The organism is Rhodococcus wratislaviensis, assembly GCF_041228765.1.
In the GTDB taxonomy this organism is placed as follows: domain Bacteria; phylum Actinomycetota; class Actinomycetes; order Mycobacteriales; family Mycobacteriaceae; genus Rhodococcus_F; species Rhodococcus_F wratislaviensis.
In genome coordinates this window covers 4,443,692-4,467,430 of record NZ_CP150488.1, presented here as the reverse complement: position 1 = coordinate 4,467,430, position 23,739 = coordinate 4,443,692, and the positions used below count along the sequence as shown (strand labels likewise).

Genomic DNA, 23,739 nt, shown 5'->3' with positions numbered 1-23,739 from the left:
TCCTCGCATCATGAGACCGGAAGGGTGCCTTGGCGTGCCCGCGCGGCCGGTGGCTCCCGTTCTTCCTCGCATCGAATCCGCGGCGGCACACCGTTATCCGACGTTGCTACCCGGTTCTCGTCCGCCCTTGCGGAAACGTCGCCGGGCATGGCACAGTAAATTGTCCGTACGTATCAGTTATCACATTTTGGAGTTGTAGTGCAGCCACACCGGCCCACAGATAAGGCCGTACTTCGCGCGGCCACCGCGGTGGTCGGGGTCGGCACGACCAAATTCGGCAATCTCACGGGTTCCTCCGCCGACGATTTGGGCTTGACCGCCCTTCAGGCGGCACTCACCGATGCCGGACTGACTCCCGGCGACCTCGACGGCTTGATCGTGAACCGGGTCAGTAGTTACGAAGCAGTGGCCTCACGGATGGGAATCGAACCACGCTGGTCGGCGCAGCTCCCGGCGGAAGGACGCATGACCGGCATCGCCATCCAGATGGCGGTACTGGCCATCGCTACCGGGATGGCCTCCACCATCGCGTTGGTGTACGGCAATAACGGGCACTCCGGTGGGCACACCTATGGAGGCGGCGGCGCGAGCGCCAGCGCGGCCGCCGAGGGATACGGAACCACCCCAGCGCTGACCCTGCCATACGGAATGACCTCTCCCGGAGCCTTTTACGCGATGATGTTCCAGCGGCACTGTGCGCAGTACGGCACCACCGCCGAACAGCTGGCGCAAGTCGCGGTCACCCTGCGAGACCACGCCTCGCTCAACCCGCGGGCCGTGTTCACAGACCCCATCTCACGCGAGATCTACCTCGAGTCCCGATTCATCGTCGAACCGCTGAAGATCTACGACTACTGCCTGATCAACGACGGCGGGGTGGCCATGATCCTCACCTCCGCGGACCGGGCCCGCGACTGCGCTCAACCGCCCGTCCATATCCTCGGGGTCGGACAACAAGGGCAGCTACGCAACTCTGACTTCCCCCCGGACGACTTCTGGCGTGAGGCGATCGCCAGCGCAGGGCAGCAGGCCTACGCAATGGCCGACTGCACCCGCGCCGACATCGACGTCCTGATGGCCTACGACAACTTCAGCCCCAACGTGCTCTTCACCCTGGAGGGCCTCGGATTCTGCGCACCCGGCGAGTCCGGAGCATGGATCCAGGACGGCCGAATCGGGCTGCGCGGTGAGCTGCCGATCAACACCTCCGGCGGACATCTGTCGGAAAGCTACATGCAAGGGTGGGGGTTGAACGTCGAGGCGATCCGCCAGCTGAGGAAGACCTGCGGCGATCGCCAGGTGCACGACGCGACGATCGCTCAATACCTGTGCGCCGCTCCCGTGGTGACCTCGGTCGTATACGGAGCACAGGCATGAGCCCCCGCTATTCGTTGACCGCCCATCACGAGGGGCTGGCCCGCCACGAGCTGTTGATCAGTGCCTGCGCGGCCTGCGGAACCCAGCAGTTCCCTCCGAAAGCGGTCTGCACTCGATGCGGTAACACAGAGACTCCACAGTGGAACGCGGTGACCGGAGAGGGCCACCTATGGTCCTACGCAACCTTCCACAAGACCTACCTGACCGACTTCCACCTGCCGAGTCCATACGTCGTCGCGGTCATCGAACTCGACGAAGGCACCAGGATCTACGGCAACCTCGTCGGCGTGCCAATGCCCTCCATCCGGATCGGGCAGCGAGTCCGCGCCGAATTCACCACCGACGACGGAGAGTCGCACCTGATCTTCGTCGCAGCCGACAAGGAAGGCACATGACCGACACAGCCCCCTCCCCCGGCCCGCTCCGTGGACTGCGCGTCGTCGAGATCGCCGCGCTCGGGTCGGCACCGTTCGCCGCGATGATGCTCGCCGACGCCGGCGCGGAAGTCCTGCGGATCAACCGGCCCGGCCAGACCACCGACGACGCCGGCATCCTCGGCCGGGGACGGACCACACTGAGCCTTGATCTCAAGGACCCCTGCGAACGCGACCGTGCCCTGGACGCCATCGATCGCGCCGACGTGCTCATCGAAGGATTCCGGCCGGGCGTGATGGAACGACTCGGGCTCGGACCCGACACCTGCCTAGGCCGCAACCCTGCCTTGATCTACGCCCGAATGACCGGCTGGGGGCAGGACGGACCGCTCGCCGATACCGCCGGCCACGACCTCAACTATCTCGCCCTGACCGGTGCCCTTCGGTCCATCGCCCGCCAGGGCGAGGCACCCGTTCCACCACTCAATCTCGTCGGCGACTACGGCGGCGGCGGGATGCTGCTGGTCACAGGAATACTCGCCGCACTCTACGAGCGGGTGTCGAGCAATACCGGTCAGGTCGTCGACGCCGCAATGATCGACGGAACCAGCCTACTGATGAGCGGAATCTGGAACCGCAAGGCCACCGGGAACTGGTCGAGCGAACCCGGCACGAACAGTATCGACAGTGGTTCACACTTCTACAACGTCTACCGGACCTCGGACGACGCCTTCATGGCCGTCGGCAGTATCGAGCCACAGTTCTACCAGCGACTGCTCCTCGGGCTCGGGCTCGCCGACGCCGACCTGCCGGCACAGCAGGACCGAGCACAGTGGCCGGCCATGAAGGACCGGTTTGCGCGTATCTTCCAGGCGAAAACGCGCGAAGAATGGACAGTGGTCTTCGCCGAACTCGACGCATGTGTGTCCCCTGTTCTCACTCTCGACGAAGCTGTGACCGACCCACACATTCAGTTCCGAAACACCCTCATCCGGGGAGAACGCGTCGAACCGGCCCCCGCTCCCCGATACAGCAGATCACCGGGCAATGCTGGCGGCCACGGCGAAAACCCGGAGCCTGCAGCAACGTTGATGACGCGTTGGGCGTCGACCGATTGCACGACACCGGCGACGATCAGAACAGGACAACACTGATGGCTGCACCATCGATCACCACCAGAACAGTCGAGGACGGCCTGACACTCGCAGAGAACATCGGCTTCACCGAGGGCCCCGTGTGGACCACCGACGGCCGACTATTCGTCACGAGCGTCAGCCGCGGCGCGCTGTACGAGGTCTTCCTCGACGGCCGACCGGCCGTTGCCGTCGCCGAAACCGGTGGCGGACCGAACGGCATGACGCTCGGCTGCGACGGGCGACTGTGGATCACTCAGAATGGTGGCGAGGCGATGCCCACCAGGTCACGGCTGCACACCATCCCGTCCATCCAGGTCTGGGATCACCACGCTCCCGCCGCGCCGCGCACCATCCTCAGCGAGAACGTCCATGCTCCCTCGGACTGTGCGTTCGGGCCGGACGGCGCGCTCTGGTTCACCGACCCGAACGGTCACGGCTTCGGCGACGCAGCCCTGCCGGGCCGCGTCTGGCGATACGATCCCGCGGCCGATCACGCAACCGTCATTCTCGACGACGCCTTCTTCCCCAACGGCATCGCGTTCGGGCCCCACCCGGAACACCTGTACGTCGCCGAGACCGCGCGCGACCGGGTGCGCCGCTATGTGGTCACAGCTTCGACCGCGACCGTCGATCATGACTTCCCGGAGATCACCGTCCCAACCCCCGATGGCATCACCGTCGACGCACGCGGCGGGTTGTGGGTGGCGGGGAGCAAATCGGACACGGTTACCTACTTCGACCCGGCCGGGCAGCTGCGCGAGCAGTTGGCGATCGGTAAAGGAACGATGCCCACCAGTGTCTGCTTCGCCGGCGCCGCGCTCGACCGTCTCATCGTGACGGTCGCCAAGGGCGGGCGCGTACTCGCGTTTGCCGTCGACACACCCGGCTTACCCACCCCGCCTGCAGCTGTCCCCATCGTTTCGTCGCCTGCACAACCCGAGGAACTCCAATGACCGCATCAGCTCCTGCCGCTCACACCTGGGGGGCATTGCTGCACGAAATGGCCGACCGCTTCCCCAGACGCGCCGCAATCTCTTTCGAAGGGACCGACATCACCTTCGCCGACCTCGATCGCGAGGTCAGCAGATGGTCGAAGGCACTGCTAGCCATAGGAATCGGTCGCGGTGACTCGATCGCCATCTTGGCAGGCAATCGGCCCGAGTGGCTATATACCGCGATGGCCGGGGCCCGGATAGGCGCCGCCGTCGTGCCCATCAACACCTGGTACAAGACCGATGAACTCTCGTACGCGCTCGAACACGGCGACGTGAAAGCCCTGCTGTTCTTCGACCGACTGCGCGGTACAGACTATGTCCCCATCATCGCGGGCGCCGTCGCGGCGGTCACCGACTCACCCGGCCCCGACGGCGTACTCCACGACACGGCATTGCCGGCGTTGCGTCAGGTCGTCGAGCTCGGAGACCACCGTCTCCCGGCTGCGGTACCGCTGCACCAGTTCCTCGGGCGCGGAGAACAGATCAGCGACGCCGCACTGGCCGATGCCGAAGCCGCTGTCGAACCGGACGACCTCGCGTACCTCATCTACACCAGTGGCAGCACGGCCCGACCGAAGTGTGTCGCTCTCGAACACCACCACGCCATCGTCAATACCTTCAACATCGGCGAACGGCAGGCGCTCGACGAGCACGACCGGTCATTTCTCGCGACACCGCTGTTCTACGGTCTCGGTGTAATCCAGGCCCTCGGCGCGACCTGGACCCACGGCGCGTGCGTGGTCCTCATGGAGGTGTACGAACCCGGCCGAGCCCTCGAACTGCTCGAACGTGAACGCTGCACCGCCTACTACGGACTGGGCAACATGACCCGAAGCCTCGTCGACCATCCCGACCGCGCTCGCCGCCAACTCAGCCTCCGCAAGGGCGTCCTCGGCCTGAGCAAAGCCGACCGCCAACTCGCCCGCACCGAACTCGGACTGACCCTCGGCACCAGCATCTACGGATTGACCGAGTCCTATGGGTTGTGCGCGCTGACCGATGCCCACGACCCCGTCGAGCGGGCCGAGGGCACCATCGGCCGCGCCCTGCCCGACTGGGACATCCGCGTCGCCGACCCGGAAACCGACGACCCGCTACCGGCCGGTGAAATCGGACAGATCCTGATCCGCGGACACGTCATGCGCGGGTACTACAAAGATCCCGACCGCAATCGCGAGGTCATGACCACCGACGGCTTCTTCCGCACCGGCGACCTCGGATACCTGGATGAGCACGGGTACCTGCACTTCCATTCCCGGCTCTCGGAGATGATGAAGCCCGGCGGCATCAACGTCAGCCCCCTCGAAGTAGAACTACTGGTCGGGGAGATTGCCGGCGTCCGGGAAGTGCATGCTGTGGGCATCCCCGACATCGTGCGCGGTGAGGCGATCGTCGTCTTCGTCGACGCCGACCGCGACGACGTCACCCTCTCCCGGATCCAGGACCACGTCCGCGGCAAGGCCGCCAAGTACAAAGCCCCGCACCATGTGATCTACGGAACCAGCGCCGGCTTCCCGCGGGTCGCCAGCGGCAAGGTACCCAAGGCTCGCCTACGCGAACGTGCGCTCACCGAACTCGGGCTCGACGCCACCGGGATGCCCACCCCGGCGCCGCCCACTCCGCTCGTCGAGCACCGACACCGACGGAATCTCACATGAACTTCGAAATCGCCGAGGGAGACCTGCATGACATCGAGCGATATCTCCGCGGCTCACCCCTGCTGATCGTTGGTGAGGGCACCAACACGGTCCGGAAGAACACCATTTCAGCGCAGCTAGTTCAGAGAGGCGGAATGTAGCCCATGATTTCCACAGGTTCACCACTGAGAAGCGATGTCGTCAATTTGGAGCCGCAGGGCCTCAAGGGTATCGCCTGCCGGGTGTGCAGCCGACGCTCGTTCCCGGAGCGGCCGCTGTGCCCTCATTGCGGGGCTGACGCCGTCGACAACGTCCTGCTGGCCGGCCGAGGTCGAGTCGTCAGTTGGACCGTCGTCCACCAAGCCCCGCCCCCGTTGCAGACGCCGTACACCCTGGTGACCGTCGATCTCGACGACGGTGTCCGATTGTTGGGCGCGGCGACAGGTGCCGTCGAGATCGACGACGAAGTTGCTGTCGAGTTGTTCACATTGAAGACCGATTCCTCCGGAGAACCACTGTGGTGGTACCGCTTCCGGGGCACCGAGGAGAACCGATGAGCGAGACCTACATCGCCGGCGCCGGCATGGTGCGATTCGGCAAGTACCCCGTCGACATCACGTTCGAGAAACTTGCCGTCGGCGCCGCACGCGAAGCGATGTCCGACGCGGGCGTGAGCACCAAGGACATCGAATCCGTCTACGTCGGGCATGTCTTCGGCGGTCCGGTCGCCGGCCAACGCGTCGCGGCGCAAATGGGCCTCGGCGGACTCCCCGTATCCAACCACGAAAACTACTGCGCCAGCGGCGCCACCGCGATCCGCGAAGCCTGGATCGCAATCAAGGCCGGCCTGTACGACATCGTGCTGGTCATCGGCGCGGAGAAGATGACCGACCGCGTCTCCGGTGGGGTCATGCCCGATCCCACGGACCTCGATGCCATCAACGGCTTGGTCATGGCCGCCAATCACGGGATGAGTGCTCGGCGGTACATGTCCGACCACGGTGCCACCCGCGAACAGATTGCCGCAGTGGCCGTGAAGAATCACGCACACTCGGTGCACAACCCGTTCGCTCAATACCAGCGGCCGATCAGTTTGCAGGAAGTTCTCGACGCCCGCACCATTGCCTATCCACTGGGACTGCTCGATTGCAGTCCTATCAGCGACGGCGCCGCCGCAGTGGTGCTGTGCAGTGCAGCCGGTCTCGCCAAACTCGGGCGATCATCAGCTCCGCGCATCGCCGGCTGCGCCCTGGTCAGCGGCAAGATCGTCACTACCGACACCAACCTCAACGACGAGGACGTGTCACGCCGCGCGGGCGAACAGGCGTGGGACATCACCGGATACGGGCCCGAAGACATCGACCTGGTAGAAATGCACGACTGCTTCACGATCGCCGAGATCGTCCGCCTGGAAGGCCTCGGCGTCGTCCCCGTCGGCGAGGGCGGTAGGTGGGCCGAGAACGGTAACACCTCGATCGGCGGCAAACTCCCCGTCAACGCCAGCGGTGGCCTCCTCAGTCGTGGACACCCGGTGGGTGCCACCGGAGTCGCACAAATCTGCGAGCTCACCTGGCAACTCACCGACCGTGCCGGGCAACGCCAGGTCGACAAAGCGAACATCGGGCTTGCCTACTGCAAGGGAGGCACCGTCAGCGGCACCGACGGTGGCTCTGTCACAGTCCTGCTGGTGACGCGATGACCACCTCGGCGTTCACCACGATCGATCTCGCCGACACCACCGCTCCCGCCGACGCACCCGCCTCCTCGGTCGTGGTGCTCGTCTACCGCGGCACAGAGAGCGAGCCCACGCTCGATACCGCGGATCTCGAGCAGGCGGTGGCAGATCCGCTGATGGCTGCATTTTCCGCCGTTCAGCATCACTGGACGGCCATAACCGAAGCACGCAATCGCGGCCGGGTGGTCGTCCTCGCCCCGGCGTCGGCGGCATTGGGAGACCCGCTCAGGCCGTTGGACTGCGCGGTTACCGGCGCGCTGATCAGCTTCGTCCGGTCTGTTGCCATCGAGCTGCAGCGGCACGGCGGGGCCGCGAACGCAGTCTTCTACGACACCGATCCCAACGAACCGGCCGTAACCGAGCTGATCGCGGCACTCACCGCCGAGCACGCGGCTGCGGTGACCGGTCAGGAAATCTACGCCGCCAACGGCACCGACCTCGGAAGGCTGCACCCATGAACTCAGACGGCCAAAGACTCGCACCACGACCTCGGGTCGCCTTCATCACCGGCGCTGCAGGCGGTATCGGACGAGGCATCGCCGAACACTTGGCCGAACTCGGATACAGTCTCGGCCTTTCCGACATCTCCGAAACCGGACTGCGGGCAGTCGCGAGCGACATCACCGAGACCACCGGTGTCACTGTTTCTGCCCGCGCCGCGGACCTCGCCGACCGGGAATCCGTGCAGGCCGCGGTCGATGCCACCGTCTCCCGACTCGGTGGGCTCGACGTTCTGGTGAACTGCGCGGGAATCCTCAAGGACGCCCGAATCGAGAAGATGGATCCCGCAGTCTTCCGGCAGGTTCTCGAGGTCAATCTGTTGGGGATGCTGACCACCACTGCCGCCGCATTGCCGGCGCTGCGCCGCTCGGGAACCGGCCGCATTATTTCGCTGACCTCGCGCGCCTGGCTGGGCAACTTCGGCTCCACAAACTACGCCGCCTCCAAGGGCGGGATCGCCGGCGTGAGTAGAAGCCTGTCACTGGCTCTTGCAACCGACGGCATCACCGTCAACTGCATCGCGCCCGGGTTCATCGAAACACCGATGTCGAATTCAATGCCCGACGAGATCATCGAGCGAGTGCGCCAATCCATCCCGGTCGGCCGAGTAGGACAGCCCGTCGATGTGGCACGTGCCGTCGCGTTCCTCGCCGACACCGGATCCGGTTACCTGACTGGACAGAGCATTCCGGTATGCGGAGGACGAAGCATCAGCGGCTCCATGAGGAAGGCCCCCGCCTCGGCATAGCCGTTTGCCTGGGTGTGGTGCACCTAGGCAGATCGCGGCCTGTTCGCCCACCCCGATCACGCCGACGATGGAACCCGTACCCCGAGGAACCACCCTCGAACACCACCACCACCACGGAGACACACCCCATGAACCAGGTACTGACCGGAACCCCCCTCACCGGCCGCATCGCCGTCGTCACCGGCGCCTCCAGCGGCATCGGCGAAGCCACCGCCGAACGACTCGCCCAACTCGGCGCCAAAGTCGCCCTCCTCGCCCGCCGCACCGACCGCATCACCACCACCGCCGACCGCATCAACGCCGCCGGCGGCACCGCCATCGCCATCACCACCGACGTCACCGACCGCACCGCCCTCAAGGCCGCCGCCGACCGCATCACCACCGAACTCGGCCCCGTCGACCTCGTCTTCGCCAACGCCGGCGTCCAGCTGATCTCCGAAATCGTCGACCTCGAGGTCGACGACTGGGACACCCAGATCGACCTGAACATCAAGGGCGTGATGAACACCATCCAGGCGTTCGTCGAACCCCTCGTCCAGGCCGCCGCCGACGGCAAACCCGCCGACCTGATCACCACCTCCTCGATCGCCGCCACCCGCGTCCTCGAAAAGTTCCAGGTCTACTCCGGCACCAAGGCCTACATCAGCCAGCTCACCCGCCTACTGCGCACCGAACTCGGCCGCAAGAACGTCCGCGTCGCCACCATCGAACCCGGCATGGTCGACACCGAACTCCCCGACCACGTCACCGACCCCGACGCCAGCCAACTCATGGCCGACCTGATCGACCAGATCGACGTCCTCCAATCCGAAGACATCGCCGAAACCGTCGCCTTCCTCACCGCCGTCCCCAAACACGTCAACCTCACCGAAATCACCATCCTCCCCACCGCCCAAGCCATCTAACCCACCAACTGGAGCGAAGAGTCAGCACATGAGCGGGCGCAGCGCACGTGCCCGCCAGTCCTGCACTGGCGGGTACGCGCGAAGGAGTAAGTCCGTTGTCAGGACTGCGTGGTCAAGGTCTTGCTACCCGGTCCGGAATTTCGTCGACACCGCCCGGGCAGTCGCCACGCTCCGCACCGTCCCCCAGACGTGGGCGCCCACCGGGTGACAGCTCGGGCACAGTGAGAGCGGCATCCTATCGGCAGCGCGTGGGCTCCGAGGAACGGGGACGCTGCGGGATCCACCGTGCTGTTATCGCAGGCAATCGTTTCCGCATGGCGGTGTCATAGTCTGCGCACCAGGGACTGTCCGATAATCGGTTGATCTGAGTCTGGCCGACACGCCGAGCTCCGCTTGGCGGAAAGGCGAGATCATGACCGAGACACTCGATCCCATGGATCAGCCGAAGATTGATCACCAGGAGTTGGCACAACAGCTGTTGGCGCAGGCAAAGGCCGACGGTGTCGAGCTGGTCGGACCGAACGGGCTCTTGAACCAGCTGACCGCGACGGTGCTCGAATCCGCTCTGGAGGCGGAGATGGACGAGCACCTCGGCTACGAAAAACACCAGGTGACGGGCCGCAACAGCGGGAACTCCCGCAACGGTCGACGAACGAAAACGGTCCTCACGGAGATCGGCCCGGTCGAGATCCAGGTCCCGCGTGACACCGATGCCTCCTTCGATCCGCAGATCGTCAAGAAACGACAGCGACGGTTGACCGGCGTCGACGAAATCATCCTGTCCCTGTCGGCAAAAGGCCTGACCACCGGGGAGATCGCCGCCCACTTCGACGACGTCTACGGCGCGACGGTATCGAAAGAGACGATCAGCAAGATCACCGACAAGGTTCTCGCGGAGATGTCCGAATGGATCGCGCGCCCGCTCGACTCGGTGTACCCGGTCATGTTCATCGACGCCATCCACGTCAAAATTCGAGACGGGCAAGTCGCCAACCGGCCTGTCTACGTCGCCATCGGCGTTACCACCTCCGGGGAACGTGACATCCTCGGATTGTGGGCCGGCGACGGCGGCGAGGGCGCCAAATTCTGGCTCGCTGTGCTGACAGAGATCCGTAACCGCGGGGTCGCCGATGTGTGCATCGCGGTGTGCGACGGACTCAAAGGGTTACCCGAGGCCATCACCACCGTGTGGCCGCTCACGGTGGTGCAAACCTGTCTGATTCATCTGCTGCGGAACACCTTCCGCTACGCATCTCGTCAGTATTGGGACGAGTTGTCGCGGGACCTGCGGCCGATCTATACGGCCGTCAACGAGGCCGCCGCGAAGGAGTGTTTTACCGAGTTCGCCGGCAAGTGGGGTCCGAAGTATCCGGCGATCGTCCGGCTGTGGGATAACGCCTGGTCCGAGTTCGTTCCATTCCTCGATTACGACGCCGAGATCAGACGTGTCATCTGTTCGACGAACGCGATCGAGAGTCTCAATGCTCGCTACCGTCGGGCGGTGCGGGCACGTGGGCATTTCCCGAACGAACAAGCTGCACTGAAATGCCTGTATTTGGCTACGCGGGCTCTGGACCCGACCGGCAAGGGAAGAGCACGATGGGCAACACGGTGGAAAGGAGCTTTGAACGCATTCGCAATCACATTCGAAGGCCGCATCACCCCGAACGGCAACTAACCCATGCGCCAGAACCAGATCCACCGATAATCTGATAGTCCCGCGCACCATGCGATGGTGTGCACCGGCTCGCCACCCGCCTCATCGGGCGGGTAGCGAGCCGCGTGCGGTGTAGTGCTGTGCTGTGCCGAGTCGTTACAGTCCGGGCGCTGGTCCGAGGTCGGCCCGCAGCGCGGACAGGCGTCCGTACGCATTGTCCCGGTATGCGAGGAGTGCGTCCTTGTCCGATTCGGCGATGTCGAGCAGACCGCGACCCGATTTGACGCCGAGCCGGCCCTGCTCGACCAGGGTCGTGAGAAGTTCAGGGACGGCGAACCTCTCCCCGAAGGCCTGCTCGAGGGTTTCGTAGGCACCTTTGTAGATGTCGAGTCCAGCCATGTCGCCGATCGCGAAGGGCCCGAAGAGGGCGAGGCGGAAGCCGAAGGTGTTGCTGACGACCGCGTCGACCTGCTCCGGTGTCGCAGTTCCCTCCTCGACGATCGCCATTGCCTCTTTGTAGAGCGCGAACTGCAGACGGTTGGCGACGAAGCCGGGAGCATCGGCAACCCGGGCGGTGATCTTCCCGAGGGATCGAACGAACAGTTCGGCGACATCGACTGTCTCGGTATCGGTGTAGGTACTGGCGATCAGCTCGACACCGGGGATGAACGTGGCCGGATTCATCCAGTGCACGCCGAGGAAGCGGGACGGTTCGTGGACTTCCTTGGCGAGTTCGTCGATGGGTATCGCGGAGGTGTTGGTGCCGATGATCGCCTCCGGTCGCGCAGATCCCGATATCCGGCGCAGAGTTTCCAGCTTGACGTCGACGATCTCGGGCACCGCTTCGGTGATGTAGTCGGCGTCGGAGACTGCGTGCTCGATCGACGGTGCCGCACTCAGTTTGTCCGCAATCGCGGCGGCAGCGTCGGCCGGGAGCAGGCCGAGAGATTCGTATTGCGCCGCCTGGGTGATCAGGCGATCTCGTGATTTCTCGGCGGTCGCAGCGTCGACATCGGCAAGGGCGACGGGATATCCCGCCAAGGCGAGAACGTGTGCTATTCCTCCGCCCATGTACCCGGACCCCACGACACTGGTGCGTGAGATCGTGTCTAGATTGGCCATCACTTCTACTTTCGAGTTCGGACTCCGGGAGGAGCGGCGGGGTTCGCCTGGAGAGTGCGACGTAGGTTGCCGGCGGGGCGCGGTTATCGGATGGTGTAGCCGCCGTCGATCGCGATGGTGTGGCCGGTGACGAGTGAGGCAGCGTCGCTGAGAAGGAAGATGACCGCGCCGACGATGTCTTCGGGCTCCCCGAAGCGCCCCATGGGGATCCGTGACTGGAGCTCTGCGGCCCAGTCCGGGCGACTGAGGGTCGACTCGGTCAGGTCGGTGCGAACGAAGGTCGGTGCCACCGCATTGACCCGGATTCCGCTCGACGCCCATTCCAGCGCAAGCACTTTCGTCAAGTGGATGAGAGCGGCCTTGCTGGTGCCGTAGGCGGCTCGTTCCTCGATGGCGACCAGCCCGGCCTGGGAGGCGATGTTGACCACCGCCGCGGGGGTCGAGGACGCGAGCCATGATGTGGCGAATTCGGTGGTGAGGAAGAAGCTGCCGCGCAGGTTCGTGTCCAGGACCGAGTCCCAGTCCTCGTCGGTGATCTCGATGGCGGGTTTGGGGATGTTGATGCCGGCGTTGTTGACGAGCAGATCGATGCCGCCGCTGGCATCGAGGAGTTCCGCGACACCACGCCGAATCGAGGCTGTGTCGGTCATCTCGAGTGCCACCGCAGGGGTGCCGTAGCGGGCGGAGACCGATTCGGCGGTCTCACGGCTGCGGGTGGTGCCGTAGACCACCGCGCCGGCCTCGGCAAGACCATCAGCGATGGCCTTGCCGAGGCCCCGACCAGCCCCGGTGACGAGGGCAGTTTTGCCCTTCAAATCGAAGGTGGTCATGACGATTCCCCTATTCGGTGAAGCGGTGGTCGGACCAGGAGAGCGCCTCTCCGCGATACTTGGCGGCGCGGACGTCGCCGGATCGGGCGTGGCCCTCGAAGTACTCCACGCGGGCCGCGCGACCGCACAGTTCACCGAAGAATGCGCTCGACTCGGGGTTGGTCACCTCCTGGTAGGTCACCGTGCGCAGGTACTTACCGACCCAGAGACCACCGGTGTAGCGGGCCGCCCCACGCGTAGGGAGCACGTGGTTGGTGCCGATGACCTTGTCTCCATAGGAAACACAGGTTCCTTCTCCGAGGAAGAGGGCACCGTAGTCGTGCATCTTCTCGAGCGCCTCGCGCGGGTTCCGGGTGAGAATCTGCACGTGCTCGGAGGCGTACTCGTCAGCCAGCGCGTACGCCTGATCCAGATCCTCGACGACCCGGACCTCGCCCCAGTCCCGCCATGCCGCCTCGGCGAAGTCGCGCGTGGGCATGTCGACCAGAATGGTGTCGATGTGCTCGATCACGGCGCGGCCGAGTTCCTCGCTGGTGGTGATCAGGACCGCGGGTGAGTCCGGGCCGTGTTCGGCCTGCGAGAGCAGGTCCACGGCGACGATGAACGGGTCGGCGTGCTCGTCGGCGACGATGAGCACCTCGGTCGGGCCGGCGAAAAGGTCGATGCCGACCTCGCCGAACAGCTGACGCTTGGCCTCGGCAACGAAGGCGTTACCGGGACCGGCGAGCATATTGACCGGGCGGATGGTCTCGGTGCCGACGGCCAGAGCGGCCACCGCCTGAATACCGCCGAGCAGGTAGATCTCATCGGCGCCGGCCAGCCGCATCGCTGCGATCGTCGCGTCCGGGACTTCACCACGAATGAGCGGGGTGCACGCCGCCACCCGCTCGACCCCGGCCACCTTGGCGGTGATGATCGTCATGTGCGCGCTTGCCAGCAGCGGGTACTTGCCACCGGGAATGTAGGCGCCGGCCGCTCGAATGGGAACGTTCTTCTGCCCGAGGAAGACACCTGGGAGCGTTTCGATCTCGAAATCTGTCAGGGACTCGAGCTGCTTCTGCGCCATCACCCGAACCTGCTCCTGCACGAAGGTGATGTCCTCGATCACCTGACGCGGCACCCGGGCGACGATCTCGTCGAGCTGCTCGGAACTGAGCAGGTAGCTGTCCGCCGAGTAGTTGTCGAACTTCTCCGAGTACTCGCGCACCGCGGCGTCGCCGCGCTGGCGGATGTCCGCGATGACGTCCTCCACGGTCGAACGCACCGACGAGGTACTCCCCCGCTCGACGCTCTCCCGTTGGGGCACCTTGAGGTCCACGGTGCGGATTCCAGACCTGTGATCTGCGGTAATCGTCATGGGAAGACTCCTCCATAGCGTGAATGGCGAACAGATTGCCCGCCGTGTCGAATCCAGTTGACGCAGGACATGTGGTCCCGGTCACGTGCCAGCACTGTATACGTATTCATTCAACCGTGCAACGCACCAGGCAGTGCGTACAGGATTGCCGCCCCGAGGTTCACCTGCACCGCCTCGTAACCTGGGAACAATCTCGACTTCCTCGCAGGTAAGAGAGTTTGGGTACGTATTCAGAAAGTTTTGGAAACCCCTCGGAAAACTCGATGACTACGTATACACTCGTCCGTCGTAGCGCGGTCATATGTAACCTGCGCCACCCTCTACCCCCTCGAGAATTGGAGCGCACATGAGTGTCGACGCGTCGACAGACCCACCGCAGAGCCAAACGACTTCAGCCCCGGCGGTCGATCCCGCCATGCGCCGACGGGCGACGGTGTCGTCGGTGCTGGGCTCGTGCATCGAGTGGTACGACTTCTACGTGTACGGGGTGGCCGCGGCGATCGTCCTCAACGGCCAGTTCTTCCCGAACGTCGATCCCTTCATGGGAATCCTGTTGTCCTTCAGCACCTATGCGATCGGCTTCGCCGCCCGGCCCATCGGCGGGGTCATCTTCGCGCACTTCGGTGATCGAATCGGGCGCAAGAAGATGCTCATGATGACTCTCGGTCTCATGGGCTTCGGAACATTCATGATCGGCTGCCTGCCGAACTTCGCGGCGATCGGTATCGCGGCACCGATCATTCTGGTGTTGCTGCGGATCGTGCAGGGACTCGGAGTCGGCGGCGAATGGGGCGGTGCCGCACTGATGGCGACCGAGTACGCGCCCGCGAAACGTCGCGGATTCTTCGGCTCCTGGCCGCAGATCGGTGTACCGGCCGGAACCCTGCTCGCCAACGGCGCCTTCTTCCTCGTCGTCGGGCTGCTGCCGGACGAAGCGTTCGAGGCCTGGGGCTGGCGGATCCCCTTCCTGTCGTCGCTCGCGCTGATCGCGTTGTCGTTCTACATCCGCAGCAAGGTCGCCGAATCGCCCGTGTTCGAGGAGATCAAGGCCAAGGGTGAGATCGAGAAGCTGCCCGTAGTCAAGGTCATCAAGACCCGCCCGCTGACCATCGCGCGGGTGATCATGATGCGGTTCGCGGAGAACGCGAACTACTACATCTACACCACGTTCCTGCTCGCCTACGGTCCCGCCATCCTGGTCGGCAAGAACGACATCCTGCTCGCGACGATGATCATGGCGGGCCTCGGCTTGTTCACCATCCCGTTCTGGGGTTGGATCTCCGACCGGTGGGGCCGCCGATACACAGTGCTGGCCGGGGCAGTGACGATGGCGCTGATGGCCTTCCCGTTCTTCTGGGGCGTGCAAACCGGTGACTTCCTGATAGTGCTGCTGGTGCTGATCCTGACCTGCAACGTCGGCCGGGACCTGTGCTACTCGGTCGAACCGGCGTACTTCACGGAACTGTTCGAGCCGAAGCTGCGCTACTCCGGCGCTTCGGTCGGCCCGCAGGTCGCTGCCGTCCTGGCCGGCGGATTTGCGCCGCTCATCGCCACCGCACTCATCGGTCCCAACTTTGACCGCTATTGGCTTGTAGCCGTATACATGGTGCTGACCTCGATCATTACAATCGTTGGTGCGCTCTGGTCCCCGGAGACGGCGCCGCTGGTGCGGCTACGCCGAGGATTGAGCGAGGAGCACGACCCCACGACGGGGAGGTAGGCCGGGCTGTACAGGGGTGGAGGAGGACGACATGGTCACGAGTCGGGACGTAGCTCGCGTTGCGGGGGTATCCCAGGCCACCGTGTCCCGGGTCATGTCGTCCTACCCAGGGCTCGCCCCCGCCACGAGGGCAAAGGTCCTCGAGGCGATGGAGACCCTCGGATATGTGCCACACGCCGGGGCGCAGGCGATGAAAACGCGCCGAAGCAACGTCATCGGAGTCGTGGTCGCCGACCTGACCAATCCGTTCTACTCCGAGATCCTCGACGAACTCACCAAGGAATTGGACACCGCGGGAATGCGCGTCGTGGTGTGGAACGCCGGCGGTGGAAGTCACCACGACGCCCTGAAAGCGATCCGGGAACGCGCAGTTGACGGGGTCGTATTCACCACTGCGACCGAGGAATCCGTCGAACTCGAAGCGGCCGTCCAACAACGAAGCCCCATCGTGTTGATCAACCGAGTCGTCGATGGCCTCGACTGCGACAAGGTCACCAGCAGCAACCACTCCGGCGGCGCCGCTGTCGCCGAATACCTCGTCGCCCACGGCCGTACCCGGGTCGCATTCATCGGAGCTGACGACCGGGCGAGCACGTCCCGCGACCGCGCGAAAGGATTTCTCGCGCGAATGCGTGAACTCGGGCACCCTGTTCACTCCCGCAACCAGTTCCACGGGGACTTCTCCCATGAGTTCAGCGCAACGACGATGGGCACCCTGCTCGCCCGGAAGAACAAGCCCGACGCAGTCTTCTGCGCGAACGACTATCTGGCGTTCGGTGCACTCGACACGCTGAAGACGGCGAACCGGACATCGTCGGAGTGCTGGGTCATCGGCTACGACGACATCGAAATGGCATCGTGGTCCCTGTTCGACCTGACCACGGTCCGCCAGCCCAGTCGCGAAATGGCCCGTGTCGGTGCACAACTCCTGCTGCAACGCATCTCCACGCCAGATGCCCCGTTCAGGACGGTGGAGTTCCCCTGCGAACTGGTCATCCGCGGCAGCACACGAGACTGAGTACCCCGGACAGAACTACACGCTTTCCGGTAGCCCCTGCCCCCGACTCGGTCAACAGGTGCGCGATATCCGAGTTGGGCGCGCCGTGGTGGACACGGCCCCGTTCGGTGTCGACACGATTCCGTCCCGATCGCCTTTATACCGCGCTTGCAACTATCGGCTCAGGCAACTATCGTCGAACATGCAAGGTGCGGGCTTCAGCGAGCCGCCAGTCAGATCAGAAAGCACATCATGAGCATCTCTCCACTTCTTTCCTCACCCCTGGGCTTCGGAACCGCCCCCCTGGGAAACATGTTCCGCGACATTCCCGACGCGGAGGCCTCAGCGACCGTCCAAGCGGCATGGGACCAGGGCATCCGGTATTTCGACTCCGCGCCGTTCTACGGCGCCGGCCTCGCGGAGATCCGACTGGGAGAGGTCCTCGCGGACCATCCCCGTGAAGACTTCGTCCTGAGCACGAAGGTGGGAAGGGTCATCTTCGATGAAATCGAGGACCCCTACGACCGACAACTCGGCGAGAAAGGTGGGCTGTTCCAGCACGGCCGACCCAACAGAATGGTCAATGACTACACCGCAGACGCGACAATGCGCTCGATCGAAGACAGCCTCGGACGCTTGAAGACCGATCGTCTCGACATCGTCTGGGTCCACGACATCGCCCAAGATTTCTACGGCGACGAGTGGCTGCAACAGTACGAGAGCGCGCGCACTGGCGCCTTCCGTGTCCTGACCCGACTCCGCGAGGAGGGTGTCATCAAAGCATGGGGGCTGGGAGTCAACCGAGTCGAACCGCTGGAGATCACCCTCGACCTGGATGAACCACAGCCAGATGCGTTTCTGCTTGCCGGTCGGTACACACTCCTCGATCACGAGCGTGCATTGCAACGACTGATGCCCACCGCGCAGAAGCGGGGCGTGGACATCGTCATCGGTGGCCCGTACAGCTCGGGAATCCTCGCCGGCGGAAGCCACTTCGAGTACCAGCAAGCCCCCACGGAGATTGTCGAGAAGGTCCGCAGAATGACGACGCTCGCCGAGCAATACGGAATCAGCATCAAAGCGGCCGCCCTCCAGTTCGCCCTGGCGCACCCCGCCACCGCGGCCGTCATTCCCGGCGCCACCCGCCCCAGCCGAATCACTGAAGACATCGCCGCGGTATCGGAGACTGTCCCGCAACGTTTCTGGGAAGACCTTCGCGAACAAGAACTCATCGCCCCGAACGCACCCCTCCCCCGCTGACAACACCTTCGAAGGAGAACCACCATGGCCCGCACGTCGACATCCATCGAGCTGCCAGTTCCCGACTTCAAGGTCTGGGAGCTGATTGGCGGCTTCGACGCTCTGCCCGACTGGCTGCCATTCATCCCCTTCAGCAAGCTCAGCGAAGGTGGACGAGTGCGCACACTCACCACGCAGGACGGTGAGACCGTTATCGAACGCCTCGAAGCATTCGACAATAGCCGGCATTTCTACACATACTCGATTCTCCAGGCACCGTTCCCCGTCACGAACTACACGTCCACCCTCGCCGTTCACCAGAATGACGAGAACAGTTCGCGTATCGAATGGTCCGGTGAGTTCACTCCTGTGGGCATCAGCGACGATGAGGCCATCACCCTCTTCCGCGGAATCTATGCGGACGGGCTCATAGCTCTCGCCGAATCACTCAGTGACAGTGAGCACACCACCCAAGTCTGATCGGATCCATCGCAGCTCTCGTCGTCATGCTCGCGACATTCACATCCCGGCGAGTAGTCAGATTCCAGCAATCGTCTCCTCGTCCCTCACGTGTGGCTACGGCTTCGGCACAGTATCCGGCCAGCGGACCAGGATTGCGGTAGTCAAGCGCTGTCGTAGCAGCTACCTCACCCGCTCCCGAGGCGCACTCCGTGCACACCAGCCCCGATCTCCTCAACCATCCACAACACCGGGAAGACATACCACCATGGCAAATCAGCACATCCCCACGGTCACCTTGAACAACGGCATCACGATGCCCCAAATTGGCTTCGGAGTATTTCAGGTACCCGACGACCAGGCGACCGCAGCAGTGACAACAGCCCTCGAGGTCGGATACCGGAGCATCGATACAGCTGCCATCTACGACAACGAGCAGGGCGTCGGACGCGCAATCGCTGAGTCCGGTCTTCCTCGCAACGAGCTGTTCATCACGACTAAGCTGTGGAACGCCGACCAGGGATACGACAGTACACTCGAGGCATTCGACCAGAGCCTCCACAAGCTCGGCCTCGAGTATCTCGATCTCTACCTTGTGCACTGGCCGACACCACGACGCGATCTCTATCTCGAAACCTGGCGGGCCTTCGAGAAGCTGCACTCCGACGGACGGGTTCGTGCGATCGGCATCTCCAACTTCGAGCCAGCACACATCGACCGACTCGTCGCCTCCGGCAATATCCCGCCGGCCGTGAATCAGGTGGAACTTCACCCCGCACTGCAGAACCGCGCGACCGTGGCGGCAAATAGACGCCACGAGGTCGTCACCGAGGCTTGGAGCCCACTTGCTCACGGGGAAATTCTCGAAGATCCCCTGCTCGCCGACCTCGCCGCAAAGCACGATCGCTCACCCGCCCAGGTCGTGCTGCGGTGGCACCTCCAGCAAGGACGTGTAATCATCCCAAAATCTGTGACCCCGTCACGGATCGCCGAGAACTTCGACATCTTCGGCTTTCAACTCTCTGACGTCGAACTCGCCGCGATCGATACGCTGGAGCGGGACGGCCGGACCGGACCGCACCCCACAGAATTGAACTGATGGCAGAAATGACGGCACTCCAGAGGCTGGGCGACCGCGGGTCGATGCCCGGAAAGTAGCTCCGCTCGACATCGATTCGCGACAGTCGATCCCGCGGCGCTCGTGTCCGTCATCCAGGAGCGAATGAGACGATGCGCTGCTGTTGCATGGGAGGATCCAGACGCTGGATCGGCGTGATCGAGGAATGGAACGAACCCAGACCAGGCGTTCTCTCCCACCGCCGGACGATCGCCGGATACTTTCGGACCCCAACTGCCGCTGACTCGGGAAAGCACTCCTTGGCCGCGGCCTCGGTGACATGCCGTGGGGGTCGGCGGCAGCAGGTCCCGCGACGTCTCGTCCCAATGCGCGAGGCGGCGCTTGGTGCGATCGACATTCAGAACTTCCAGGCCATCGACGGCGACTACGGGGGTCGCCTGAGGTGTTCACGCCGGTGGCGACGTAGTCGGGTCGGTTGGCACCTGTCCGTATCGGATCTTAATGGGGTCCCCCGCTTACGGGGAAGACGGCGTCGATGAACCTTCCCCAAGCCCTGTGGTCAGGATTTTTTCCGAGAGTGACAGGATGATTTCGTCGACGCCGTCAACCTCCGCTGTCGTTTCTTGACGATCTACGAATCGGATGAAGTATCAGTGTCAAGCGGGACCTGGATCTCGACCGGGCCGATCTCCGTGAGTACCGTTTCCGTTCGGCAGGCGTTACGGGAAGCCCACTGTTACGGTCCGCTATCTCGTGTTTCCTAGCCCCGACGCTCGTCAATGTTCGCCTCCAGCGCGCATTCGAGCAGATCCTCTCCTCCACAGCATGATTCGCTTTTCGCCGTCACATGGCGCAACCCGGCACCAAACGCGTACGTACCGACCCCGACTGCTGCGCAACACTATTCAACCGCACCGACATCGGAAAGGGGCTGCGGCGACCTGCTTGCACAAGCCTGATCGGAATGAACACTGGCGGGCCACACGCACATGCTCGACCGTGATGGCGCCCAGTCGCCACGGTGAGGGTCCGTTCGCAGTTGCCCCCTTACGCTTCAGCATCGAGCATCGCCGCACTTCTATCAGAGTCTTATAGTTCAACCATGAACATTTGCGTCTTCCTCTCCTCCGCCGACCTCGACGAGCGCTATACCCGGCCGGCCCGCGAGTTCGCAGAACTCATCGGAAAGGGCGGCCATACCCTGGTATGGGGCGGATCCGACACCGGGCTGATGAAGGTGGTCGCCGACGGAGTACGCGAGTCAGGAGGCCGGCTCGTCGGGGTCTCGGTCGACTTTCTCCGGGACTTTGCAAGGAAGGACGCCGACGAAATGGTGATCGCCAAGGATCTCGCCGAACGCAAGGCGCTGCTGCTCGCCCGATCGGATGCGGTGGTGGTGATGGCCGGTGGCCTGGGCACGCTGGACGAGGCGACAGAAATCCTGGAGTTGAGGAAACACGGACTGCTCGACAAGCCGGTGACGCTGCTGAACACGGTGGGCTTCTACGACGGGTTGATACTCCAGCTCCGGCGGATGGAGGAGGAAGGTTTCTTGCCGGTACCCCTAGCGGAGCTGGTCTTCCTCGCAAGCGAGGGCGCTGGCGCACTCGCGCACCTGGAGGCGTCCGTCGGGATGCGGTGAGGTGACCGTTCCGAACCGAACACGATCGCACGACGCTTCGACCAACATGTCGAGGCCGTCACCGAACAACGAAGACTTCGATCGAACTGCGCCGGCCCTACTCGGCGCTGGATCGGAACATTGGTGCCTGGGGCGCGAACAGACTGCGCGAGCCGCATCAAGCCTACGGCAGCCCTGGCCTAGGGCATCACTCTGCACAGTGCGTCCAGCGCGCCTCCCCACACACTGTCCGAGGGTGCCGCGTAGTTGACCACCAACCCGTCGCGCTCGGGCAACTGCCACTCGGTGTCCGCCATTTCGTAGCGGAACTGCGCGATCCCGCTGACCGCCAGGCCTTGCCGGGCCGCCGCCTCCACGACAGTGCGCTCGGTCCCGCGAGGGAGTTCGAGGACCGCTTGCAGCCCCGCGGCCATGCCCGTCACGCGGATGCCGGGGGCCCTCTGTGCCAGGGCCGCGACCAGTTGGTCACGGCGGCGCCGGTAACGCAGCCGCATCGAACGCACATGACGGTCATACGCGCCCGATGCGATGAACTCCGCAAGCGTCAGCTGCTCGAGCGCACTCGACATATAGTCACCGTTTGCCTTGGCCGTCACGATCTCCGGGATGAGTTCCTCTGGTAGCACCATCCAGCCGAGCCGCAGCCCCGGCGCCAGCGACTTGCTCACAGAGCCGAAATACACCACCCGGTCGCGGTCGAGGCCCTGCAGAGCACCCACCGGCTGACGGTCGTATCGGAACTCCCCGTCGTAGTCGTCCTCCAAGATCAGCCCGCCGGTGGTACGCGCCCAGTCGATGGCCGCCGTGCGCCGGTCCGGGCTCAGCGCGACCCCCGTCGGATACTGATGCGCCGGAGTCATCAAAACCGCGCCGATCCCTCGCAATCGCACCAAATCGTCGGTGCGCACACCATGTTCGTCGACATAGAGGGGCGGGGTACGAAGTCCTGCACCGGTCAGCAGGTCTCGATAGAGGTCGAGGCCGTACGACTCGACGGCCACCGCCTGCACCCGCCGCGCCCTGAGTGCCTGCGCCATCAGCGTCAGACCATGGTGGAAACCGGAACAGATGACGACCCGCTCCGGCTCGGCGTACACCCCACGGGCCCGCGCCAGATAGTCCGCCAGGGCGGTGCGCAGCTCGATCCGGCCGAGGGCATCGCCATAGCCGAACGCTTCGTGCGGCGCCGCGGTCAGAGCGCGGCGGGCCGCGGAGAGCCACTGCATGCGCGGAAAGTCCGTGAGGTCCGGCGAACCCGGCAGAAGTCCATACATGGGACGGCGCCGAGTCGGCCTCACACGGGCAGCTGCGGGCGCGGCCGCGCGCGGCTCGGCCCGCCTGGCCACCCATGTCCCGGAACCCTGCTGCGCACTGAGCCAGCCCTCGGCGACCAGTTCCGCGTAGGACTCGGTCACGGTATTGCGTGAGATACCAAGATCGGCGGCGAGCGAGCGGGACGCCGGCAGCCGGGTGCCAGGCGCCAGACGCCCCGTGCGCACGGCCTCTCGCAGCGCGTCCGTGAGGCCGGCGCGCAGCTTGGGTCCGTTCAGTTCCACATGCAGGTCGGCACCGCCCCCGGAAGGTGACGAGCCCGCAGAATTGGTATGACGATCTGGCATAGAAATGGACCCTACTCCAGTGCCACTCGAGACGTAGCGTTGCTGGCATGACGATGAACGAAGTACACGAAAGCACGAAATTTCTCCCCGAGCACGCACCCCGCCTGGACTGGGCAAAGCTCGCACCCGAGGCATACAAAGCGATGATCCGTCTCGACACGGCCGCGAGGCAGGGCGTCGAACCGACGTTGCTCAACCTGGTCAAGATCCGCGCGTCCCAGATCAACCACTGCGCCTTCTGCCTGGACATGCACAGCAAGGACGCGCTGGCCGCCGGAGAATCGGCGGAGCGCATCATCCAGCTCAACGCATGGACGGAGTCGCGGCACTTCTACACGGCGAAGGAGATCGCGGCGATCGAACTGACCGAGGCGATCACCGTACTCACGGACGGATTCGTCCCGGACGAGGTGTACGCGAAGGCCGCGAGCGAGTTCGACGAGACCGAACTGGCCCGACTCATCGTTGCGATCGCGACGATCAACACGTGGAACCGTTTCGGCGTATCCACCCGATTGGTCCCCGGTCACTACACGCCGGACTCCTAATTCACCGAGCGAGCGAACGCGACAGGGCTACCGGCGACCTCGCGGAGGGGCCTCGCGTCCGAA

At 64.3% G+C, this 23,739-nt stretch carries 22 protein-coding genes; 18 read left to right on the top strand and 4 right to left on the bottom strand.

The annotated features are described in order from the left end of the window. The first annotated feature begins 312 nt into the window (after positions 1-312). From WKC72_RS20625 to WKC72_RS20575, 11 genes are all read left to right on the top strand, one after another. A complete protein-coding gene (locus WKC72_RS20625) occupies positions 313-1,377 on the top strand; it encodes a thiolase family protein (RefSeq protein WP_370178744.1) in 1,065 nt (354 codons plus the stop codon). Next, the gene (locus tag WKC72_RS20620; protein WP_268790334.1) at positions 1,374-1,772 is read left to right on the top strand and encodes a Zn-ribbon domain-containing OB-fold protein; all 399 of its coding nucleotides are present in this window, start codon (positions 1,374-1,376) and stop codon (positions 1,770-1,772) included. Before WKC72_RS20625 ends, WKC72_RS20620 begins: the two co-directional genes overlap by 4 nt. After that, positions 1,769-2,905: a CaiB/BaiF CoA transferase family protein gene (locus WKC72_RS20615; protein ID WP_370178742.1), complete on the top strand. Its 1,137-nt coding sequence runs from the start codon at positions 1,769-1,771 to the stop codon at positions 2,903-2,905. Before WKC72_RS20620 ends, WKC72_RS20615 begins: the two co-directional genes overlap by 4 nt. Then, positions 2,905-3,840 carry an SMP-30/gluconolactonase/LRE family protein gene (locus WKC72_RS20610; protein WP_268790332.1) on the top strand — a complete coding sequence of 312 codons (936 nt, stop codon included), beginning with the start codon at positions 2,905-2,907 and terminating at the stop codon, positions 3,838-3,840. The genes WKC72_RS20615 and WKC72_RS20610 overlap by 1 nt, the downstream gene beginning before the upstream one ends. Then, the gene (locus WKC72_RS20605) at positions 3,837-5,540 is read left to right on the top strand and encodes an AMP-binding protein (protein ID WP_268790331.1); all 1,704 of its coding nucleotides are present in this window, start codon (positions 3,837-3,839) and stop codon (positions 5,538-5,540) included. The genes WKC72_RS20610 and WKC72_RS20605 overlap by 4 nt, the downstream gene beginning before the upstream one ends. A 143-nt stretch (positions 5,541-5,683) precedes the next feature. Next, complete coding sequence (locus tag WKC72_RS20600; RefSeq protein ID WP_240960784.1) at positions 5,684-6,076, top strand: Zn-ribbon domain-containing OB-fold protein; 393 nt, start codon at positions 5,684-5,686, stop codon at positions 6,074-6,076. After that, positions 6,073-7,218, top strand: coding sequence for a thiolase family protein (locus WKC72_RS20595; protein WP_370178738.1), 1,146 nt, complete (start codon positions 6,073-6,075; stop codon positions 7,216-7,218). The genes WKC72_RS20600 and WKC72_RS20595 overlap by 4 nt, the downstream gene beginning before the upstream one ends. Continuing rightward, positions 7,215-7,712: a hypothetical protein gene (locus tag WKC72_RS20590; RefSeq protein WP_268790329.1), complete on the top strand. Its 498-nt coding sequence runs from the start codon at positions 7,215-7,217 to the stop codon at positions 7,710-7,712. Before WKC72_RS20595 ends, WKC72_RS20590 begins: the two co-directional genes overlap by 4 nt. After that, on the top strand, positions 7,709-8,503 hold the full coding sequence (locus WKC72_RS20585; RefSeq protein ID WP_268790328.1) for an SDR family NAD(P)-dependent oxidoreductase: 795 nt from the start codon (positions 7,709-7,711) through the stop codon (positions 8,501-8,503). The genes WKC72_RS20590 and WKC72_RS20585 overlap by 4 nt, the downstream gene beginning before the upstream one ends. 128 nt (positions 8,504-8,631) lie before the next feature. After that, complete coding sequence (locus WKC72_RS20580; RefSeq protein WP_370178735.1) at positions 8,632-9,408, top strand: SDR family oxidoreductase; 777 nt, start codon at positions 8,632-8,634, stop codon at positions 9,406-9,408. A gap of 412 nt (positions 9,409-9,820) precedes the next feature. Continuing rightward, the gene (locus tag WKC72_RS20575; RefSeq protein ID WP_037235307.1) at positions 9,821-11,086 is read left to right on the top strand and encodes an IS256 family transposase; all 1,266 of its coding nucleotides are present in this window, start codon (positions 9,821-9,823) and stop codon (positions 11,084-11,086) included. A gap of 135 nt (positions 11,087-11,221) precedes the next feature. On the opposite strand, the gene WKC72_RS20570 is transcribed toward WKC72_RS20575, so the two are convergent. The 3 genes from WKC72_RS20570 to hisD form a co-directional block, all read right to left on the bottom strand. Next, complete coding sequence (locus WKC72_RS20570; RefSeq protein ID WP_370178733.1) at positions 11,222-12,187, bottom strand: 3-hydroxyacyl-CoA dehydrogenase family protein; 966 nt, start codon at positions 12,185-12,187, stop codon at positions 11,222-11,224. 83 nt (positions 12,188-12,270) lie between these two features. Beyond that, entirely contained in the window at positions 12,271-13,017 is a 747-nt protein-coding gene (locus WKC72_RS20565; protein WP_128638397.1) for an SDR family NAD(P)-dependent oxidoreductase, read from the bottom strand. A 10-nt stretch (positions 13,018-13,027) separates the two neighbouring features. Beyond that, positions 13,028-14,374 (bottom strand): histidinol dehydrogenase, encoded by a 1,347-nt coding sequence (hisD, locus tag WKC72_RS20560; RefSeq protein ID WP_128638396.1) that lies wholly within the window; start codon positions 14,372-14,374, stop codon positions 13,028-13,030. A 346-nt stretch (positions 14,375-14,720) separates the two neighbouring features. Between hisD and WKC72_RS20555 the strand changes: the two genes are divergently transcribed. From WKC72_RS20555 to WKC72_RS20530, 6 genes are all read left to right on the top strand, one after another. Further along, positions 14,721-16,094, top strand: a complete 1,374-nt coding sequence (locus tag WKC72_RS20555; protein WP_370178730.1) for an MFS transporter — start codon at positions 14,721-14,723, stop codon at positions 16,092-16,094. A gap of 31 nt (positions 16,095-16,125) precedes the next feature. After that, positions 16,126-17,112 carry a LacI family DNA-binding transcriptional regulator gene (locus tag WKC72_RS20550; protein WP_037231851.1) on the top strand — a complete coding sequence of 329 codons (987 nt, stop codon included), beginning with the start codon at positions 16,126-16,128 and terminating at the stop codon, positions 17,110-17,112. Between the two features lie 231 nt (positions 17,113-17,343). Further along, positions 17,344-18,351, top strand: a complete 1,008-nt coding sequence (locus WKC72_RS20545) for an aldo/keto reductase (RefSeq protein ID WP_128638395.1) — start codon at positions 17,344-17,346, stop codon at positions 18,349-18,351. A gap of 24 nt (positions 18,352-18,375) precedes the next feature. Then, positions 18,376-18,810 (top strand): SRPBCC family protein, encoded by a 435-nt coding sequence (locus tag WKC72_RS20540; RefSeq protein WP_370178727.1) that lies wholly within the window; start codon positions 18,376-18,378, stop codon positions 18,808-18,810. A 247-nt stretch (positions 18,811-19,057) separates the two neighbouring features. Beyond that, on the top strand, positions 19,058-19,888 hold the full coding sequence (locus WKC72_RS20535; protein ID WP_037231728.1) for an aldo/keto reductase: 831 nt from the start codon (positions 19,058-19,060) through the stop codon (positions 19,886-19,888). A 1,081-nt stretch (positions 19,889-20,969) separates the two neighbouring features. After that, positions 20,970-21,509: a TIGR00730 family Rossman fold protein gene (locus WKC72_RS20530; RefSeq protein WP_268790321.1), complete on the top strand. Its 540-nt coding sequence runs from the start codon at positions 20,970-20,972 to the stop codon at positions 21,507-21,509. A 179-nt stretch (positions 21,510-21,688) separates the two neighbouring features. Here WKC72_RS20530 and WKC72_RS20525 read toward each other — a convergent pair whose 3' ends face one another. Then, positions 21,689-23,128 carry a PLP-dependent aminotransferase family protein gene (locus WKC72_RS20525; RefSeq protein ID WP_370178724.1) on the bottom strand — a complete coding sequence of 480 codons (1,440 nt, stop codon included), beginning with the start codon at positions 23,126-23,128 and terminating at the stop codon, positions 21,689-21,691. Positions 23,129-23,175: 47 nt separating this feature from the next. Between WKC72_RS20525 and WKC72_RS20520 the strand changes: the two genes are divergently transcribed. Then, entirely contained in the window at positions 23,176-23,676 is a 501-nt protein-coding gene (locus WKC72_RS20520; protein ID WP_370178722.1) for a carboxymuconolactone decarboxylase family protein, read from the top strand. The last annotated feature ends 63 nt before the right edge of the window (positions 23,677-23,739 follow it).